Raw genomic sequence first — 16,255 nt, forward strand, 5'->3', positions numbered from 1 at the left:
GCTGACACCTTCCTCGATGATCAGTCGGCTCACTCATCCCGACAATTTGGGTTGTGTAGCCCAGTATGCCCAACCGCGCCGCGGCGCACCAGCCCCAGTCGTGTTGACCACGGCCGGGGCGTGCCATATTTTTGGGTTGAGCAACCCAGTCAGCGGCACGGGAGATCACGGTGCGACAGCAGACCACACCCGATCGCGTCAGCCTGTTCTCCGACGGCGTGTTCGCGGTACTCATCACGGTCTTGGTTCTCGAACTCAAGGCCCCCGAATCGGTGTCGTTCGAGGCGTTGCTTCCCCTGTGGCCCACCGGACTGAGCTATGCGATCAGCTATTTCTTCATCGCGATCGTGTGGGTGAACCATCATCACCTCTTCGGCTACGCGCAACAGGCCACTCCGCGGCTGATGTGGTGGAATTTCGCCCACCTGTTCGCGGTGTCGCTGATCCCGTTCACCACCCAGTGGATCGCCCAAAGCGAGTTGGCGCCCGCGCCCGTGGCGTTGTACGCGGCGGTCTTTGTGATGGTGAACGTGACCTACCTGGCGCTGTGCTGGGAGGCTGTCGATCGGGTCTCGCACCAGGACCTCACCGCGCGGGTACAGAGAATGATGCGCATGCGTTCGTTCATCACCATTGTCGTTTTCGCGGTCGCAGCAGTGGTGGCCCTGAAATGGCCTTTGGCGGCAACGCTTTTGATCTGCTTGTGCCTCGTCGGCTATCTACGTCCGGACATTCCCGGCGTGAAAGCTAGCTGAACGTCGGTGCGCGCTTGGTCAGAAACGCGTCGATGCCCTCACGGCCGTCGGCACTGTCCGCGCACGCCGCGATCAGCCGGCCTTCGGTTTCCATCTGCTCTTCCAGGCCGCTGCCGAAGGTGGCGAGCATCAGCTTCTTGACCGCACTGCCGGAACCCTTTGCCCCCGAAGCGATCTGCTCGGCCAGCGCCTGGGCCCGGGTCGCCAGATCGGCGGTGGGCACCACCTCGGTGACGAGTCCCCAGTCGGCCGCCTCGGCGGCCTTCAACGTCCGGTTGGTCAGCATCAGCTCCTGGGTCCGGCGCACGCCGATGATCCGCGGCAGGTAGTAGGACGAGCTGCCGTCGGGGCTCAGTCCGGCCTTGGTATAGGCCATCGTGAACGACGCGGTGTCGGCGGCCAGCACCAGATCCCCCGCGACGGCCAGGCTGAATCCGGCGCCGGCGGCCACCCCGTTGACCGCGGTGATCAGCACGGCGTCCATCCGGGCCAGAGTGGAGATCGCCCGGTGCAGATCGTCGGCGATGCCCTTGACGAATCGGCCCGGACCCAACGGGGATGCCGCCATCGCCTTGAGGTCTCCCCCGGCGCAGAAGAACCGGCCGGCCCCGGTGAGGACCACGGCCTTGATCTCCGGAACGTCGCAGCGCGCGGCGACCTGCGCGAGTTCATGGGTCATGACGTCGTTCATGCCGTTGGCCGCGTCGGGCCGGTCCAGCACGATCCGCGCGATCGGGCCGGTCTGCTCGAAGGACAGGGTCTGGTAGTCGCTCACGGGTGCGAACGTTAGCAATGCCAGCCCAGGATCCGGAGGGCGGCATCGGCTATTACTGTTGGCGTCTCCGCAGTGCACTCCTCGTTGTCGGAGCGGCGGTTGATCACCGATTCCACCAGGCGGAAGGGTAGGTCGTCGGCGTCGGCGAAGCCGTCGCACTCCGCGATCACCTGGGCCGCGAGCTCGCGGTAGCGCCTGCGCAGTTCCTCGCGGCTGGCACGGAACTGGGCGAAGCGCTCGACGCGCAGCTCCGGCAGCAGGTAGAGCGCGCCGAGGTTCCAGCGGCTGCCGCACAGCTGCGAGCAGTCCGCGACCACCAGAGCGTGCAGCCGTTCCCCGGCCGGGCCGGGTCCATCCACCAGCTCGCCGGCCAGCCGGAGGGCCTCATCGACCGTGCCGGCCAGCAACGCATCGAGGATGTCGTCCTTGGTGGCGAAGTGGTGATACAGCGACGCCTGGCGCATGCCCACCGCGTCGGCGATCCGTCGCGTCGAGGTGCCGGCGTAGCCGATCGTGGTGAACAGTTCGGCCGCGGCGTCGAGGATCTCCTCGCGGGCGGTGTTACCGGGTCGGCGGGATTGTTCGAGCCGGGGTCGGCCTCGCCCCTCGTGGCCCCCGCTGCGCATAGGTCATTGTCGCATTCACGCGCTGCGGGATTACCTGTCATTTGATAGAAATACAGTCAACCCAGACGTTACACCGGCGACACCCGGCGGGAACGGCGCCAGGGAAATCTTTCAATTGACAGTTAATCGGGCTTCGGCCCGGACAGGAGTGACGACATGACCACCGCGTCGACCGACGGCGCCCGCTCGCACGCGCGGTCCCAGGCCGGCGGCGCCACCATGCGGGTGCCCGCCCTGCCCGACGGCGTCGACGGGTCCCGGCTGGTCTGGGCCGAGGCCGTCCCGGCCGAGTCCTACGTCTCCCGGGTGCTCGGCCGCGGCACCCGGCTGAGGTTGTCCGACCCTGACGGCGGCGCCTGCGCGCACCTGCTGTTGTTCCGCGCCGACGCGTCCTGGGAACGGCTCAACGTCGCCGACACCATGAAGGTGCCGTGGCAGGCCTACCTCGGCGTGGGCCATCCGTTGCTGTCCGACCAGGGGCGCCTGCTGGCGACGGTCGTCGCCGACACCTCCGGCCGCCACGACCTGTTGTGCGGGCTGCCGCCCGCCGGCCAGCAGAAGATGCTGCTGGCAGCAGCGAAGCACGGCATGGACATCCGCGACGTCGCGCCGTCGGCGGCGCTGTTCAAGGGCGTCCGAGTCGAGGACTCCGGCGCGTTGACCTTCACCGGCTCAGCGGGCCCCGGCACCGCGGTCGACCTGCTGATCCACCTCCCGGTCATCGTCGCGGTGGTCAACACCGCCCATCCGCTGGATCCCGAACCGGCCACCACCGGGCTGGACATCGTGGCCTGGCGGGCCGATGACGAGCTGAGCGTTCCGGTCAACACCGATCCGGAGTACTTCCGGGCCCTGTTCAACACCGAATCCACTTGGGCGGCAGCACAATGAGTTCCGACGAGATCGTCGCGGCCTGCGCACCGTGGTCGGCCGTCCTGCGCGCCGGCCAGTCACTGCAGATCATCGACCTGCACGGCAATCAGGCGGTGGACACATTGTTCTATGCCGTCGATGGCGACCGGGTGGACCCGGCCGGTCGCTACAGCGCGCAGGCCACCATCGCCGCGCAGCGCAACATCTTCCTGACCACCGGGTCGGTGCTGCGGGCCGCCGACGGCCGCGCGCTGGTGACGATCGTCGCCGACGAGGTCGGCAACCATGACACCATCGCCGGCGCATGCTCGAAGGAATCCAACACGCTGCGCTACGGCCACCACACCGTGCATCAGCACGCCTGCGCGGAGAACTTCCTCGCCGAGGCCGCCAAATGGGGAATGGGCAAGCGCGACATCGTCTCCAACGTGAACTTCTTCATGAATGTGCCGGTGGAGGGCGACGGCACGCTGGGCATCGTCGACGGCCTGTCGGCGCCGGGCAAATCGCTGACGGTCCGCGCCGACACCGACACCTTGGTGCTGGTGTCCAACTGCCCGCAGATCAACAACCCGTGCAACGGGTTCAACCCCACGCCGGTGCGGATGGTGATCACGGACTGATGACAACCATCGAGGTGGTGCGGCCGGGAATGCTGACCACCGTCCAGGACTGGCCCGGCCGCGTCGGCTACTGGCATATCGGGGTGCCGCCGTCGGGCCCGATGGACGACCTGTCTTTCCGGATCGGCAACCAGGTGCTGGGCAACCCCGAGGGTGCCGCCGGCCTGGAATGCACGAAAGCCGGTCCGGCCCTGCGGTTTCCCGAGGGCGGCCGGGTCTGCATCACTGGTGCGGCCGCCCCCGTGACCCTGGACGGCCTGCCGGTCCCGCAGTGGCAATCGATCACCGTTGCGGTCGGCGGCGTGCTGGATGTCGGGATGGTGCCCGGCCCGGGCATGCGCTGCTACGTACTGATCGCCGGCGGCGTCCGCGAGCCCGAATATCTCGGCAGCACAGCGACCTTCACCCTGGGCTGCTTCGGCGGCCATGACGGTCGGCCGCTGCGCGAGGGTGATGTACTGACCGCGGCCACCGATCCCGGCCCGGCGTCGGCGCGCCCGGCCCGCGCCGCCATCGACCAGCAGCCGGCCATCGGTCACCACTGGCAGGTCGCCGTCACCGAAGGTCCGCACGGGGCACCGGAATTCTTCACCCGCGCCGACATCGCCACACTGATCGGCACCGACTACACCGTGCATTTCAATTCCGACCGCACCGGTGTGCGACTGATGGGTCCCAAACCGCAGTGGGCCCGCACCGACGGCGGCGAGGCTGGGCTGCACCCGTCCAACATCCACGACAACGCTTACTGCGTCGGTACATTGGACTTCACCGGCGACACCCCGATCCTGCTCGGCCCGGACGGGCCCAGCCTGGGCGGGTTCGTGTGCCCGGTCACCGTGGTGCGCGGCGATCGCTGGAAGCTCGGGCAGATGGCACCCGGCGACACCGTGCGATTCGTGCCGGTCCGGGCCGACCGTGCCCCGTCCCTGGGCACCATCGATGCCAACCGCCGCGCGTCGATGCCGTTGGTGATCTCCACCTCCAGCGACGCCGACGACGGCGTACTGGCCCGGTTCGTCGGCGCCGAGGGTACCGACGTCACCGTGCGCCGCGACGGCGACGGCGGCCTGCTCGTCGAGTACGGGCCGATGGTGCTCGACCTGGCGATGCGCGCACGCGTCCACGTGCTCTACGAATCACTTACTGCCAGTGCGATTCCCGGCGTCACCGAACTGACCCCCGGGGTGCGCTCACTGCAGGTGCAGTTCGACCCCGCGATCGTGAGCATGCGCGAGTTGGTGGACCTGCTGGCGCGCACCGAGGAGTCACTGCCGGCCACCGACGAACTGGTGGTGCCCAGCCGAAGCGTCCGCCTTCCGCTGTCGTGGGACGACCCGGCCACCCACGAGGCGATCCAGCGCTACATCCACGGCGTGCGCGCCGACGCCCCCTGGTGCCCGTGGAACATCGAATTCATCCGCCGCATCAACGGTTTGACCGACGTCGAGCAGGTGCACGACATCGTCTACGACGCGCAGTACCTGGTCCTCGGCCTGGGCGACGTCTACCTCGGCGCGCCGGTGGCCACTCCCCTGGACCCCCGACACCGCCTGGTGACCACCAAGTACAACCCCGCGCGAACCTGGACTCCGGAGAACGCCGTCGGCATCGGCGGGGCCTACCTGTGCATCTACGGCATGGAGGGCCCCGGCGGCTACCAGTTCGTCGGACGCACCACCCAGGTGTGGAATCACCGCCATCCCCTGGACTCCCGGTCCTTCGAACCCGGAACTCCTTGGCTGTTGCGGTATTTCGACCGGATCAGCTTCTACCCGGTCAGCGCCGAGGAACTGCTGGACCTGCGCGCCGACATGGCCGCAGGCCGCGGCGACGTCGACATCACCGACGGCACCTTCTCGATGGCCGACTACCAGCGGTTCCTGACCGACAACGCCGAAGGCATCGGCGAATTCCGGGCGCAACAGGCACAGGCGTTCGCCGCCGAACGGCGCGCGTGGGACCGGGCAGGCGAATTCGCCGGCCAACTCGCCAGCTGACGACGCCGATCTACAGCGCGCCGGCCAGATACTCGGCTCGGCAGGCCTGCCGAGCCAGCTTGCCGCTGGTGGTCCGCGGGATCGCGCCCGCGGCGACCAGCCGGATGTCGGCCACCGGTATCGCGTGGCGACGGGAGACGGCCGCCCGGATCACCTCGACGATGGGTCCCGGTTCGGCCTTGCCCGCGCCGGGTGCGCGTTCGGCGATGATCACCACCCGCTCGCCGGCCGCATCCTGCGCGGGCACCGAGAACGCCGCGACGAACCCGGTCCGCACGGCCTGCGATGCGGCGGCCACGGTCGCCTCGATGTCCTGCGGGTAGTGGTTGCGACCGTCGACGATCACCAGGTCCTTGATCCGGCCGGTGATGTAGAGCTCGCCGTCCAGATAGACGCCGAGATCGCCGGTACGAAACCAGGTGCCGTTGGCCGGGGCGCCCTCGGCGTGGCTGCCGCGGTCCAGCCGCACCTGCAGCTTGTTGCGGAAGGACCGCTCGGTCTCGGCCGGCCGGCCCCAATAGCCGCGCCCGATGTTGTCACCGTGCAGCCAGATCTCGCCGACTTCGCCGTCGGGCACCTCGGCCTCGGAGACCGGGTCGACGATGGCGGCCCACTGGCTGCGCGCGATCCGCCCGCAGGACACCTGCGCGACGGCGTTGGGGACATCGGCGTCGACCCGCACCGCGCGCCCCTGACCGAGCTCTTCGCGGTCGAGATACGTCGCGACGGCGCGGTCCTGCGCCCCGATGGTGGAGACGAACAACGTCGCCTCGGCCATCCCGTAGGAGGGTTTGATCGCCGTCGGCGACAGGCCGTACGGAGCGAACGTCGCGGTGAACCGGTCGATGGAGTTCATGTTGACCGGCTCGGACCCGTTGATCAGGCCGGCCACGTTGCTCAGGTCGAGGTCGTCGCCGGCCGGCGGCAGGCCGCGCTGCGCGGCGAGCTCGAAGGCGAAGTTCGGGGCGGCGGCGAAAGTGCGCCCGCGTTTGGCTTCTGCGGCCAGTTCCTTGATCCAGCGATACGGGCGGCGCACGAACGCCGTCGGCGACATCAGGGTCAGGTGGGCGCCGAACAACGCCGGGAACATGATCATCAGCAGACCCATGTCGTGGAACAGAGGCAGCCAGCTGACGCTGGCGACGTCCCAGTCCAGGCCGACCGAGATGATCATCTGCACGACGTTGGTGCACACCGCCCGGTGGGTGATCTCGACACCGGCCGGGGTCCGCGTCGAGCCGGAGGTGTACTGCAGGTAGGCCACGCCGTCGCTGTTCAGGTTGGCCGGTGTGAACGAGTCGCCGACCGAGTCGGGGACGGCGTCGATCGCGATGACCCGGGGCCGCTGCGCGCGCGGCAGCTTCCGCAGGAAGCCCTGCACACTCTCGGCCGCGGCGGTGGTGGTCAGGATCGTCGACGGGCGGGCATCGCCGAGCACCGCGTCCAGCCGTTCGGCGTGACCGGGCAGTTCGGGCGCGAACAGCGGCACGGCGATGGTCCCGGCCTGGATGGCGGCGAAAAAGCCGATGACGTAGTCGACGCCCTGCGGGGCCAGGATCGCGACCCGGTCACCGGGCTGGGTGATCTGCTGAAGCCGGGCGCCGACGGCCCGCAGCCGCACACCCAGCTCGCGCCAAGTCAGCTCGATGGCCGTGCCGGCGCGATCGTGTTCGTAGTCGAGGTAGCGGTATGCGGGGATCTCGCCGAGTTCGGCGACGTTGTGGTCCAGGAACTGGGTGATGGTCACGTCCGACGGCAGCGCGATGTTGCCGTCGGCATCGAGGTAATCCTCGAGTTTCAAGCGGCTCCCCTGACCAGAGGCGGCAAGCGTTCCGCATTTCATAAGAAGATTTTAAGAGCATCTGGGCCGCCTGCTGTGCAAGGCGCGCTGGCGTGGCGCGATCTCGTTGGATTCGGGTGCCTGGACGGGCAGCCCGCGGCAGGCGGGCGCGGTGTCGTGTTCACTTGGATATGACACCCTGTGCGGCAGTGCATACCACCGGTGATCGTCGCGAGCGAAGGTGAAGATGGCTTCTGGAGCTGCGGGTACGGCCCGCCATGTCGAGGTGGAGCGCAAGTTCGACGTGCCGGAGGGCACGGTCTTCCCGTCGTTCGACGGGCTCGCCGCGGTGGCCCGGGTGGAGCGGCAGCCGTCACAGTCGCTCGATGCGGTGTACTTCGACACACCTGGCCGCGACCTGGCCGCGCACCGGATCACGCTGCGCCGTCGCACCGGCGGACCCGACGCCGGCTGGCATCTGAAGCTGCCCGCCGGGCCGGACGCCCGCACCGAGGTGCACGCCCCGCTCGACGACTCCGCCGAGGCGGACGAGACGGTCCCCGACGACCTGCTCGACATCGTGCTGGCGATCGTGCGGGACCGCCCGCTGGCGCCGGTCGCCCGGATCGCCACCACCCGCAATGTGGTGATGCTCCACGATGGTGCCGGAGCCGCGCTGGCGGAGTTCTGCGACGACGAGGTGAGCGCGTGGGCGCTCGGCTCCGGCGAGGACGGAGACGGGGAGGAACAGCGCTGGCACGAATGGGAACTGGAGCTGATCGACGGTGAAGCCGACGGCGCCAAAGACCTGCTCAAGCGGCTGAGCAATCGGCTGCTGGACGCCGGCGCGGTGCCGGCGGGGCACGGATCGAAGCTGGCCAAGGTACTCGACAGTGCCGGTTCGGCACCCGAGCCGGCGCAAGCGCCCGCCTCCTCGGATCCGGTGCACCGCGCGGTCGCCGAGCAGGTGGACCAACTGCTGGTGTGGGATCGCGCCGTGCGGGCCGACACCTATGACTCGGTGCATCAGATGCGGGTGACCACGCGCAAGATCCGCAGCCTGCTGCAGGCCTCCGAGGAGGCGTTCGGTCTGACCGACGATGCCTGGGTGCTCGACGAGCTGCGCCAGCTGGCCGCCGTGCTGGGGGTGGCCCGTGACGCCGAGGTGCTGGCCGAACGCTACGAGGCTGCGCTGTCCGGGCTTCCCGCCGAGTTGGTCCGCGGCCCGGTGTACGAGCGGCTGGTGGAGGGGGCGCAGCGCAGTTATCAGGCCGGTCTGCGGCGATCGCTGGCCGCGATGCGCTCGGCCCGGTATTTCCGGTTGCTCGACGCACTGGAGGGGCTGGTGGCCGCGCAGCCGCCGGAAGCCGCACCGGGCGAGGAGCCCAAGCCGGTGAGCATCGACTCGGCCTACAAGCGGGTGGCCAAGGCCGCCAAGAACGCCGCCGAGGCCACCGAGGACCGCGACGAGGCGCTGCACCGGATTCGCAAGGGCGCCAAGCGTCTTCGCTACGTCGCGGCCGCCACCGGTGAGCCCAAGGTGTCGGATCGGGCCAAGACCATCCAAACCCTGCTCGGCGATCACCAGGACAGCGTGGTCAGCCGCACCCACCTGGCCCAGCAGTCACTGGCCGCGCACGCCGCCGGCGAGGACACGTTCACCTACGGCCTGCTCTACCAACTCGAGGACGACTTGGCCAACCGCTGCCGCGAGCAGCTCGACGACGCGCTGAGCGCCCTGCGCAAGACGTTCAAGAAAGCGCACTAGGCGCGGGCGAACGAGTTGGCCTGTAAGCCGGATTCTGTCCCGCCTCGCCGCGGTTGACCGCGGCAGGGCGGTGGCGACCATCCATCTGGGCACACCGTCGCCGGGTGCCTCGAGCGGCCTACCCGCAGGCTCGGGCGAGCAGCCCTCGGACGCCTGCGCAGCCGCACCAGGTGCGGCCTCTTGGCCTTGCTTCGGGTGGGGTTTACCGAGCCATCCCGGTCACCCGGGATGCTGGTGCGCTCTTACCGCACCGTTTCACCCTTACCTCCCTGACGGGAGGCGGTTTGCTTTCTGTGGCACTGTCCCGCGAGTCACCTCGGATTGCCGTTAGCAATCACCCTGCTCTGTGAAGTCCGGACTTTCCTCGACTCACGCCGCGGCCGCCCGGCCAACTCGTTCGCCTGAATACGGTAGCTCATCTGCGCCGAAGCTGGATCACGTTGTCGACCAGGGTGGCCTGCTGCCCGTCGGGACCCACTGCGTCTCGCTCGACCGGACCCAGCCGCACCGTCTCCCACTGGCTGTCGTCGAGCTCCAGGCCGGCCACGACGTCCTCGACCGGCGGGAACTCGTGGTGACGGACCTCTTCGGGTGCCCATGGCGGGACACCGCCGTGGTCGACGATCAGCAGCGTGCCGCCCGGCGCCACGGTGGCGGCCGCACGGCGCAGGATCGCCGGGCGGTCCATCTCCAGCGTGGTGTGGAAGAAATGCGCCGACACCAGATCGAACGGCCCCTCGGGCAGGGTCTGGGTCAGATCGTGCTGTTCGAAAGCGATGCGGTCGGCCACCCCGCGGGCCCGGGCGTCTTCGGCGGCGCGCGCCAGTGCGGTGGTCGAGACGTCGACGGCCACGACGTGCCAGCCGTGCTCGGCCAACCACATGGCGTCACCGCCCTCACCGCAGCCCAGATCCAGTGCGCGCGAACCGGTCAGCTCGGCGGCGATCTCGGCCAGCCGGGCGTTGGGCTGCCCGCTCCAGATCCGCGGCTTCTCGGCGTAGCGGGTTTCCCAATGACTGTGGTGCTCGTTGTCCATATCGCGAGCTTGCCCCGCCCGCGACAGGCTGGCAATGTTTCTTGCCATGCAGGCAAATGACGATGTCGACCTGAGAGTGCGCAGGCGGCTGCGAGAGCTACGCGCCCGCCTCGGCCTGACCCTGGAGGACGTGGCCGCCCGGGCCGGCATCGACACCTCGACGCTGAGTCGCCTGGAATCCGGCAAGCGCCGGCTGGCCCTGGACCATCTGCCCCGGCTGGCCGCGGCGCTGTCGGTCAGCACCGACGAGCTGCTCGGGGCGGCGCCCACCGTCGACCCGCGGGTGCGCGCGCCCTCGCACACCAGGCACCTGGTGACCTACTGGCCGTTGACCCGGCACAGCGGCACCGGCCCGCAGGCCTTCAAGATTCGTATCAGCGCGCGGCGGCGCACCCCACCCGCCGAATTGCCCACCCATGAGGGCCAGGAGTGGCTCTACGTGCTCTCCGGCCGTCTGCAGTTGATCCTCGGCGAGCAGCAGTTCGTCATCGAACCCGGCGAGGCGGTGGAGTTCAGCACGTGGACACCGCACTGGTTCGGCACCGTCGACGGGCCGGTGGAGGCCATCATCCTGTTCGGCCCGCACGGCGAACGGGTGCACCTGCGCCAGTAGCGGTTCAGCCCAGATACGAGGTCTGGTTCACCAGCCGGACCGACGAGCCGCCGTCGGGATAGAACTCGGCGATGCTCAGCGACGCCAGATCCAGATGCAGCCGGTGCAGGATGCTGGGACCGGCGTGCAGTGCCAGCCGCAGTAGCGTCTTGATCGGCGTCACATGCGACACCAGCAGCACGGTGCGGCCGGCGTTCTCGGCGATGATCCGTGCGCGGGCCCGCTGAACCCGCTCTGCGACGTCCTCGAAACTCTCACCGGCCGGTGGACGCAAGCTGGTGTCGCGCAGCCAGTTCCTGTGCAGGTCCGGGTCGCGCTCGTGAGCTTCGGCGAATGTCAGGCCTTCCCAGGCGCCGAAGTCGGTCTCGATCAGATCGGCGTCGACCGACACGTCGAGTCCGAGCGCGGTGGCCGCCGCCGACGCGGTGTCGTACGCACGTTGCAGCGGCGAGCTGATCACGGCGTCGATGCCACCGCGCTGCGCCAGGTAGCGCGCGGCGGCGTCGGCCTGGCCGCGGCCCGTCTCGGTCAGTTCGGGGTTGCCGCGGCCGGAATAGCGCCGCTGGCGCGAGAATTCGGTCTGCCCGTGCCGCAGCAGCAACAGCCGGGTGGGCGCACCCTGGTTGCCGGTCCAGGCCGCGGGCGGTACGGCGACCGCCTCCCCCGGCGGGTCGGCGGCCGCCGAATCCATCGCCTCGTTGGCCAGCCGGTCGGCATGGGAGTTCTGTTCGCGCGGAATCCACTGGTAGGTCACCGAATCGAACGTCGAGGCCAATGCGCGCGCCTGCTGCTGCAGTTCGGCCATCGCGGGATGCTTGACCTTCCAGCGGCCGGTCATCTGCTCCACGACCAGCTTCGAATCCATCGACACGCCAACCTCGTCGGCGCCGAGGCGGCGGGCCTCCTCCAGACCGGCGATCAACCCGCGGTACTCGGCCACATTGTTGGTGGTGACGCCGATCGCCTGGGCATGTTCGGCCAGCACCTGCCCGTGGTCGGCCGAAAAGACCACGCAGCCGTACCCCGCCGGGCCGGGGTTGCCCCGCGACCCGCCGTCGACCTCGATGAGCACCTTCACCGCTACGCTCCGCCGAGGCGCAGCAGGATCACCTGACACTCGGGGCAGCGCACCACGTCATCCTCCGGCGCGGCCGAGATCCGGGCCAGCTCACCGCGATCGAGCTCGATGCGGCACGAACCACACCGGTGGCCCAGCAACCGCGCCGCACCGACACCCGTGGACGCCCGCTGCCGCTCGTAGAGTTGCGCCAGGGCCGGCTCCACTCCGGCGATGATCCCCTCCCGCTGGGCGGTGCGCTGCGTACGCAGCTTCTCGATCTCGTCCAGCGCGGCGTCGCGGTTGTGCCCCGCGGTGGTCAGGTCGGCTTGCAGCGCTTCGACTTTCGTCGCCTGCTCGGACCGGTCGCCGGTCAGCTGTTCGAGACGCTCCATCACCTCCAGCAGCGAGTCCTCCAGGCTGGCCTGCCTGCGCTCCAGAGTCTGGAGCTCATGCTGCAGTTCTTCGAGCTGTTTGGGGTTGACGGTGCCGGAATCCAGCAGCTTGCGGTCCCGGTCCTCACGCTGGCGGACCCCGTCGATCTCGGATTCGAACCGCGCCACCTGGGCCTCGACATCTTCGACGGCGATCGCCAACGCGGCCAACCGGTCAGCGGCCTCGCGATGCTCGGCCTGCGCAGCGTCGAAGGCCTGCTGCTCGGGCAGGTGGGCGCCACGATGGGCCAGCCGGGCCAGCTCGGCATCCACTTCCGCCAGCTCGAGTAGCGAGCGTTGCTGTGCCAGTTCAGCTTTCACGGCTTACCTTTCGCAGGTTCGATATTCCACGGGTCGGTGCGCAGGTCGCAGACTTCGACCCGCAGCGCCGCACCGAAATGCTTCCGCAGCACCGCCGCGGCCTGGCCGCACCACGGGAACTCGCTGGCCCAGTGGGCAACGTCGACCAACGCGACCCCGCTGGCCCGCCGGTGCTCGTCGGCGGGATGGTGCCGCAGGTCGGCGGTGAGGTAGGCGTCCACCCCCGCCGCGGTGGCCGCGCCCAGCAACGAGTCGCCGGCACCGCCGCAGACCGCCACCCGGGACACCAGCGCGTCCGGGTCGCCCGCGGCACGCACCCCCCAGGTGGTCTGGGGCAGCACCGCGCCGGCGCGGGCCACGAAGTCGGCGAACCGCAGCGGTTCGGCCAGTGTTCCGATCCGGCCGATGCCGGTGTCGGCGGGCAGCGCGGCCAGCGGCACCACGTCGAACGCCGGCTCCTCGTAGGGATGCGTGGCGCGGATCGCCGCCATTACCTCGGCACGCCGCCGGGACGGGGCCACCACCTCGACGCGATCCTCGTCGACCCGCTCCAGCGATCCCACCACCCCGACCGCCGGCTCGGCGCCGCCCTCCGGGCGGAACTGGCCGGTGCCTGCCACGCTCCAGCTGCAGTGCGAATAGTCGCCGATGCGGCCCGCACCCGCCGCGAACACCGCCTCCCGGACCGCCTCGGCAGCGCCGGGCGGGGTGAAGATCACCCATTTGTCGGTGTCCTGGCGGGCGGCGACCGGCTCCAGCACGGCGTCGACGGTCAGCCCCAGCACCTCGGCCAGCGCGTCGGACACCCCCGGGTTGGCCGAGTCGGCGTTGGTGTGGGCGGTGAACAGCGCGGCGCCGGCCCGGACCAGCCGGTGGATCAGCGCACCTTTGGGGGTGCTGGCCGCCACCGTGTCCACCCCGCGTAGCAGCAGCGGGTGGTGGGCCAGCAGCAACCCGCGCGGCCCGACGGTGGCCGCGACCTCGGCGGTGGCGTCGACCGCCACCGTCACCGAGTCGACGGGGTCATCGGGGTCGCCGCACACCAGGCCGACCGAGTCCCAGCTCTGTGCCAGCGCCGGCGGGTAGGCGGCGTCCAGCACGGCGATGACCTCGGCCAGCTTCACCTCCACCACGTCAAGAACAGTAGTGCGCGGCGATCGGCCACAATGGACCGGTGACACGCACGGCCTCCGACGCACGCCCGCAGTTGGTGATCTTCGATCTCGACGGCACCCTCACCGACTCTGCCGACGGCATCGTGGCCAGCTTCCGGCACGCCCTGGCCGCCGTGGGCGCCGAGGTTCCCCCCGGTGACCTGGCCGGCCGGGTGGTCGGCCCGCCGATGCACCAGACGCTGGCCGGCCTGGGCCTCGGGGAGCGCGCCGACGATGCGATCGCGGCCTACCGCGCCGACTACACCAGCCGGGGCTGGGCGATGAACAGCCTGTTCGACGGCATTCCGCAGCTGCTCGCCGACCTGCGGGCGGCCGGAACCCGACTGGCAGTGGCCACGTCCAAGGCCGAGCCCACCGCCCGGCGGATCCTCGAGCACTTCGGTCTGGCCGGCCACTTCGACGTGATCGCCGGTGCCAGTGTCGACGGGGTGCGATCGGCCAAGGCCGATGTGCTGGCGCACGCGCTGAGCCAGCTCGGCCCGCTGCCCGAGCGGGTGCTGATGGTCGGTGATCGCGCCCACGACGTGGAAGGCGCGGCCGAGCACGGGATCGACACCGTCGTGGTCGGGTGGGGCTACGGGGCGGCGGACTTCGTCGAGCCGCACGCCGCCGAGGCCGCGCTCACCCACGCCCCGACGGTGGCCGACCTGCGGGAGGTGCTCGGTGTCTGACTCGCAGGTACTGCACGTGACCTTCGTGTGTTCGGGCAACATCTGCCGCTCGCCGATGGCCGAGAAGATGTTCGCCCACCAGATCGACCGGCGCGGACTTGCCCACCTGGTCCGGGTGAGCAGCGCCGGCACCGGCAACTGGCATGCCGGCGACGGGGCCGACGAGCGCGCCAACGCCGTCCTGCGGCAGCACGGCTATCCGACCGAGCACTGTGCGACCCAGGTGGACGACGACCACCTGGCGGCCGACCTGGTGATCGCTCTGGGCCGCAACCATGTGCGCATGCTGACCCACCTGGGCGTGGAACCCGAGCGGGTGCGGCTGCTGCGGTCGTTCGACCCGCGGTCGGGCAAGCACGCCGACGACGTCGAGGATCCGTACTACGGCAGCCAGGCCGATTTCGAGCAGACCTTCGCCGTGATCGAGGCGGCGCTGCCGGGCCTGCACGCCTGGGTCGACGAGCGCCTGACCGGGGAGGGCCTGGCCGGCTGATGAAGCGGTTGACGTTCCTGCTACGCCCGGGCTGGCTGGCCCTGGCGCTGGTGGTGGTGGCGTTCGCCTACCTGTGCTTCACCGTGCTGGCGCCGTGGCAGCTGGGCAAGAACAGCAAGACCAACAAGGAGAACTCGCAGATCGAGCACTCCCTGAAGGCCGATCCGGTGCCCGCGACAACGCTTCTGCCCCATCAGGATTCGTCGGCGCCGGACGCTCAGTGGCGCCGGGTGACCGCCACCGGGCACTATCTGCCGGAGGCGCAGGTGCTCGCCCGGTTGCGGGTGGTCGGTGGCGCACCGGCCTTCGACGTGCTGGTGCCGTTCGTGATCGACGGCGGCCCGACGGTGCTGGTCGACCGGGGCTACGTCTTCCCGGTTCAGGGCAACAAGGTCCCCGAGTTCGCCCCGCCGCCGTCCGGCCCGGTGAGCATCACCGCCCGGCTGCGCGATTCGGAGACCGCACCGGCCGACAAGCCACCGGTTCGGGAGAACGGCCTGACCCAGGTCTACGCGATCGACACCAGAGCGGTGGCGGCGGTGACCGGGGTTCCGCTGGCCGGCTCGTATCTGCAGTTGGTGGAGAACCAACCCGGGGTGCTCGGCGTCGCCGAGTTGCCGCATCTGGATCCCGGCCCGTTCCTGTCCTACGGCATCCAGTGGATCGCGTTCGGCATCGTGGCCCCGATCGGGCTGGGCTACTTCGCTTTTTCCGAGATTCGCGCACGCCGCCGCGACGCCGAGGTCGCCGCCGAGAAACCGGCCGGGCCGGTCACCGTCGAGGACAAGCTCGCCGATCGCTACGGCCGACGGTAGCCAGGCCGACCGCGACCACCGCCGCGGCGGCCGACACCGTCCGCGACAGCCGCACCGCCCGGCGCAGGTCCTCGGTGCCGGGGACGTGGCCGTCGCCGAGGGTGGGCCGGATCTCCAGCTGGTGGTGGTATTGCGTCGGACCGCCGAGGCGGACCCCCAGCGCTCCGGCGAACGTCGCCTCCACCACCCCGGCGTTCGGGCTGGGGTGCCGCGCCGCGTCCCGGCGCCAGGCCCGCAGGGCACCGGCCGGTGACCCTCCCACCAGCGGCGCACAGGCCACCACCAGCGCGCCGCCCACCCGCGCCGCCGCATAGTTGGCGACGTCGTCCAAACGTGCTGCCGCCCAGCCGAACCGGGCATAGCGCGGGGAGCGGTGACCGATCATCGCGTCCAAGGTGTTGGCGCCGCGGTACACCGCCACCCCCGGCACTCCCCCGACC

At 70.0% G+C, this 16,255-nt stretch carries 17 protein-coding genes and 1 other RNA gene; 9 read left to right on the forward strand and 9 right to left on the reverse strand.

Going from position 1 to position 16,255, the window contains the following annotated elements; all coding sequences use genetic code 11:
* The first annotated feature begins 170 nt into the window (after positions 1 to 170).
* On the forward strand, positions 171 to 755 hold the full coding sequence (locus MSZK_RS12355) for a TMEM175 family protein (RefSeq protein ID WP_099248138.1): 585 nt from the start codon (positions 171 to 173) through the stop codon (positions 753 to 755).
* Here the strand turns inward: MSZK_RS12355 and MSZK_RS12360 are convergent.
* Complete coding sequence (locus MSZK_RS12360) at positions 748 to 1,530, reverse strand: enoyl-CoA hydratase/isomerase family protein (protein ID WP_099248140.1); 783 nt, start codon at positions 1,528 to 1,530, stop codon at positions 748 to 750. The two genes, MSZK_RS12355 and MSZK_RS12360, sit on opposite strands and share 8 nt — an antisense overlap.
* A gap of 11 nt (positions 1,531 to 1,541) precedes the next feature.
* Positions 1,542 to 2,156, reverse strand: coding sequence for a TetR/AcrR family transcriptional regulator (locus MSZK_RS12365; protein WP_099248142.1), 615 nt, complete (start codon positions 2,154 to 2,156; stop codon positions 1,542 to 1,544).
* 156 nt (positions 2,157 to 2,312) lie between these two features.
* Here MSZK_RS12365 and MSZK_RS12370 point away from each other — a divergent pair, with 156 nt between their 5' ends.
* From MSZK_RS12370 to MSZK_RS12380, 3 genes are read left to right on the forward strand one after another with little or no spacing between them, the layout of a single operon-like run.
* Positions 2,313 to 3,047, forward strand: a complete 735-nt coding sequence (locus tag MSZK_RS12370; RefSeq protein ID WP_099248144.1) for a DUF1989 domain-containing protein — start codon at positions 2,313 to 2,315, stop codon at positions 3,045 to 3,047.
* Positions 3,044 to 3,652 (forward strand): urea amidolyase associated protein UAAP2, encoded by a 609-nt coding sequence (locus MSZK_RS12375; RefSeq protein ID WP_099248146.1) that lies wholly within the window; start codon positions 3,044 to 3,046, stop codon positions 3,650 to 3,652. Before MSZK_RS12370 ends, MSZK_RS12375 begins: the two co-directional genes overlap by 4 nt.
* On the forward strand, positions 3,652 to 5,652 hold the full coding sequence (locus tag MSZK_RS12380) for a 5-oxoprolinase/urea amidolyase family protein (RefSeq protein WP_099248148.1): 2,001 nt from the start codon (positions 3,652 to 3,654) through the stop codon (positions 5,650 to 5,652). The genes MSZK_RS12375 and MSZK_RS12380 overlap by 1 nt, the downstream gene beginning before the upstream one ends.
* 10 nt (positions 5,653 to 5,662) lie before the next feature.
* On the opposite strand, the gene MSZK_RS12385 is transcribed toward MSZK_RS12380, so the two are convergent.
* Complete coding sequence (locus tag MSZK_RS12385) at positions 5,663 to 7,495, reverse strand: fatty acyl-AMP ligase (RefSeq protein ID WP_199203303.1); 1,833 nt, start codon at positions 7,493 to 7,495, stop codon at positions 5,663 to 5,665.
* A 184-nt stretch (positions 7,496 to 7,679) separates the two neighbouring features.
* Here MSZK_RS12385 and MSZK_RS12390 point away from each other — a divergent pair, with 184 nt between their 5' ends.
* Positions 7,680 to 9,200: a CYTH and CHAD domain-containing protein gene (locus tag MSZK_RS12390; RefSeq protein ID WP_099248204.1), complete on the forward strand. Its 1,521-nt coding sequence runs from the start codon at positions 7,680 to 7,682 to the stop codon at positions 9,198 to 9,200.
* Positions 9,201 to 9,207: 7 nt separating this feature from the next.
* Here the strand turns inward: MSZK_RS12390 and rnpB are convergent.
* Both rnpB and MSZK_RS12400 read right to left on the reverse strand, forming a co-directional pair.
* Positions 9,208 to 9,596, reverse strand: an RNA gene (rnpB, locus tag MSZK_RS12395) — RNase P RNA component class A.
* A 19-nt stretch (positions 9,597 to 9,615) separates the two neighbouring features.
* Positions 9,616 to 10,236, reverse strand: a complete 621-nt coding sequence (locus MSZK_RS12400) for a cyclopropane-fatty-acyl-phospholipid synthase family protein (protein ID WP_099248152.1) — start codon at positions 10,234 to 10,236, stop codon at positions 9,616 to 9,618.
* Between the two features lie 46 nt (positions 10,237 to 10,282).
* Between MSZK_RS12400 and MSZK_RS12405 the strand changes: the two genes are divergently transcribed.
* Positions 10,283 to 10,849 carry a helix-turn-helix domain-containing protein gene (locus MSZK_RS12405; RefSeq protein WP_099248154.1) on the forward strand — a complete coding sequence of 189 codons (567 nt, stop codon included), beginning with the start codon at positions 10,283 to 10,285 and terminating at the stop codon, positions 10,847 to 10,849.
* Between the two features lie 4 nt (positions 10,850 to 10,853).
* Here MSZK_RS12405 and MSZK_RS12410 read toward each other — a convergent pair whose 3' ends face one another.
* From MSZK_RS12410 to MSZK_RS12420, 3 genes are read right to left on the reverse strand one after another with little or no spacing between them, the layout of a single operon-like run.
* Positions 10,854 to 11,927 carry a bifunctional RNase H/acid phosphatase gene (locus tag MSZK_RS12410; RefSeq protein ID WP_099248156.1) on the reverse strand — a complete coding sequence of 358 codons (1,074 nt, stop codon included), beginning with the start codon at positions 11,925 to 11,927 and terminating at the stop codon, positions 10,854 to 10,856.
* Positions 11,928 to 11,929: 2 nt separating this feature from the next.
* Positions 11,930 to 12,661, reverse strand: a complete 732-nt coding sequence (locus tag MSZK_RS12415) for a zinc ribbon domain-containing protein (protein ID WP_099248158.1) — start codon at positions 12,659 to 12,661, stop codon at positions 11,930 to 11,932.
* The gene (locus tag MSZK_RS12420; protein WP_099248206.1) at positions 12,658 to 13,791 is read right to left on the reverse strand and encodes a Nif3-like dinuclear metal center hexameric protein; all 1,134 of its coding nucleotides are present in this window, start codon (positions 13,789 to 13,791) and stop codon (positions 12,658 to 12,660) included. Before MSZK_RS12420 ends, MSZK_RS12415 begins: the two co-directional genes overlap by 4 nt.
* A gap of 44 nt (positions 13,792 to 13,835) precedes the next feature.
* Here MSZK_RS12420 and MSZK_RS12425 point away from each other — a divergent pair, with 44 nt between their 5' ends.
* From MSZK_RS12425 to MSZK_RS12435, 3 genes are read left to right on the forward strand one after another with little or no spacing between them, the layout of a single operon-like run.
* Positions 13,836 to 14,507 (forward strand): HAD-IA family hydrolase, encoded by a 672-nt coding sequence (locus MSZK_RS12425; RefSeq protein ID WP_099248160.1) that lies wholly within the window; start codon positions 13,836 to 13,838, stop codon positions 14,505 to 14,507.
* Positions 14,500 to 15,000, forward strand: a complete 501-nt coding sequence (locus MSZK_RS12430; protein ID WP_099248162.1) for a low molecular weight protein-tyrosine-phosphatase — start codon at positions 14,500 to 14,502, stop codon at positions 14,998 to 15,000. Before MSZK_RS12425 ends, MSZK_RS12430 begins: the two co-directional genes overlap by 8 nt.
* Complete coding sequence (locus MSZK_RS12435) at positions 15,000 to 15,815, forward strand: SURF1 family protein (RefSeq protein WP_099248164.1); 816 nt, start codon at positions 15,000 to 15,002, stop codon at positions 15,813 to 15,815. The genes MSZK_RS12430 and MSZK_RS12435 overlap by 1 nt, the downstream gene beginning before the upstream one ends.
* Here the strand turns inward: MSZK_RS12435 and MSZK_RS12440 are convergent.
* The coding region (locus MSZK_RS12440; RefSeq protein WP_199203304.1) for a cobalamin biosynthesis protein at positions 15,772 to 16,255 on the reverse strand (484 nt) is incomplete at its 5' end. The genes MSZK_RS12435 and MSZK_RS12440 overlap by 44 nt on opposite strands.

Source organism: Mycobacterium sp. shizuoka-1 (assembly GCF_002723835.1).
Taxonomy (GTDB): Bacteria; Actinomycetota; Actinomycetes; order Mycobacteriales; family Mycobacteriaceae; genus Mycobacterium.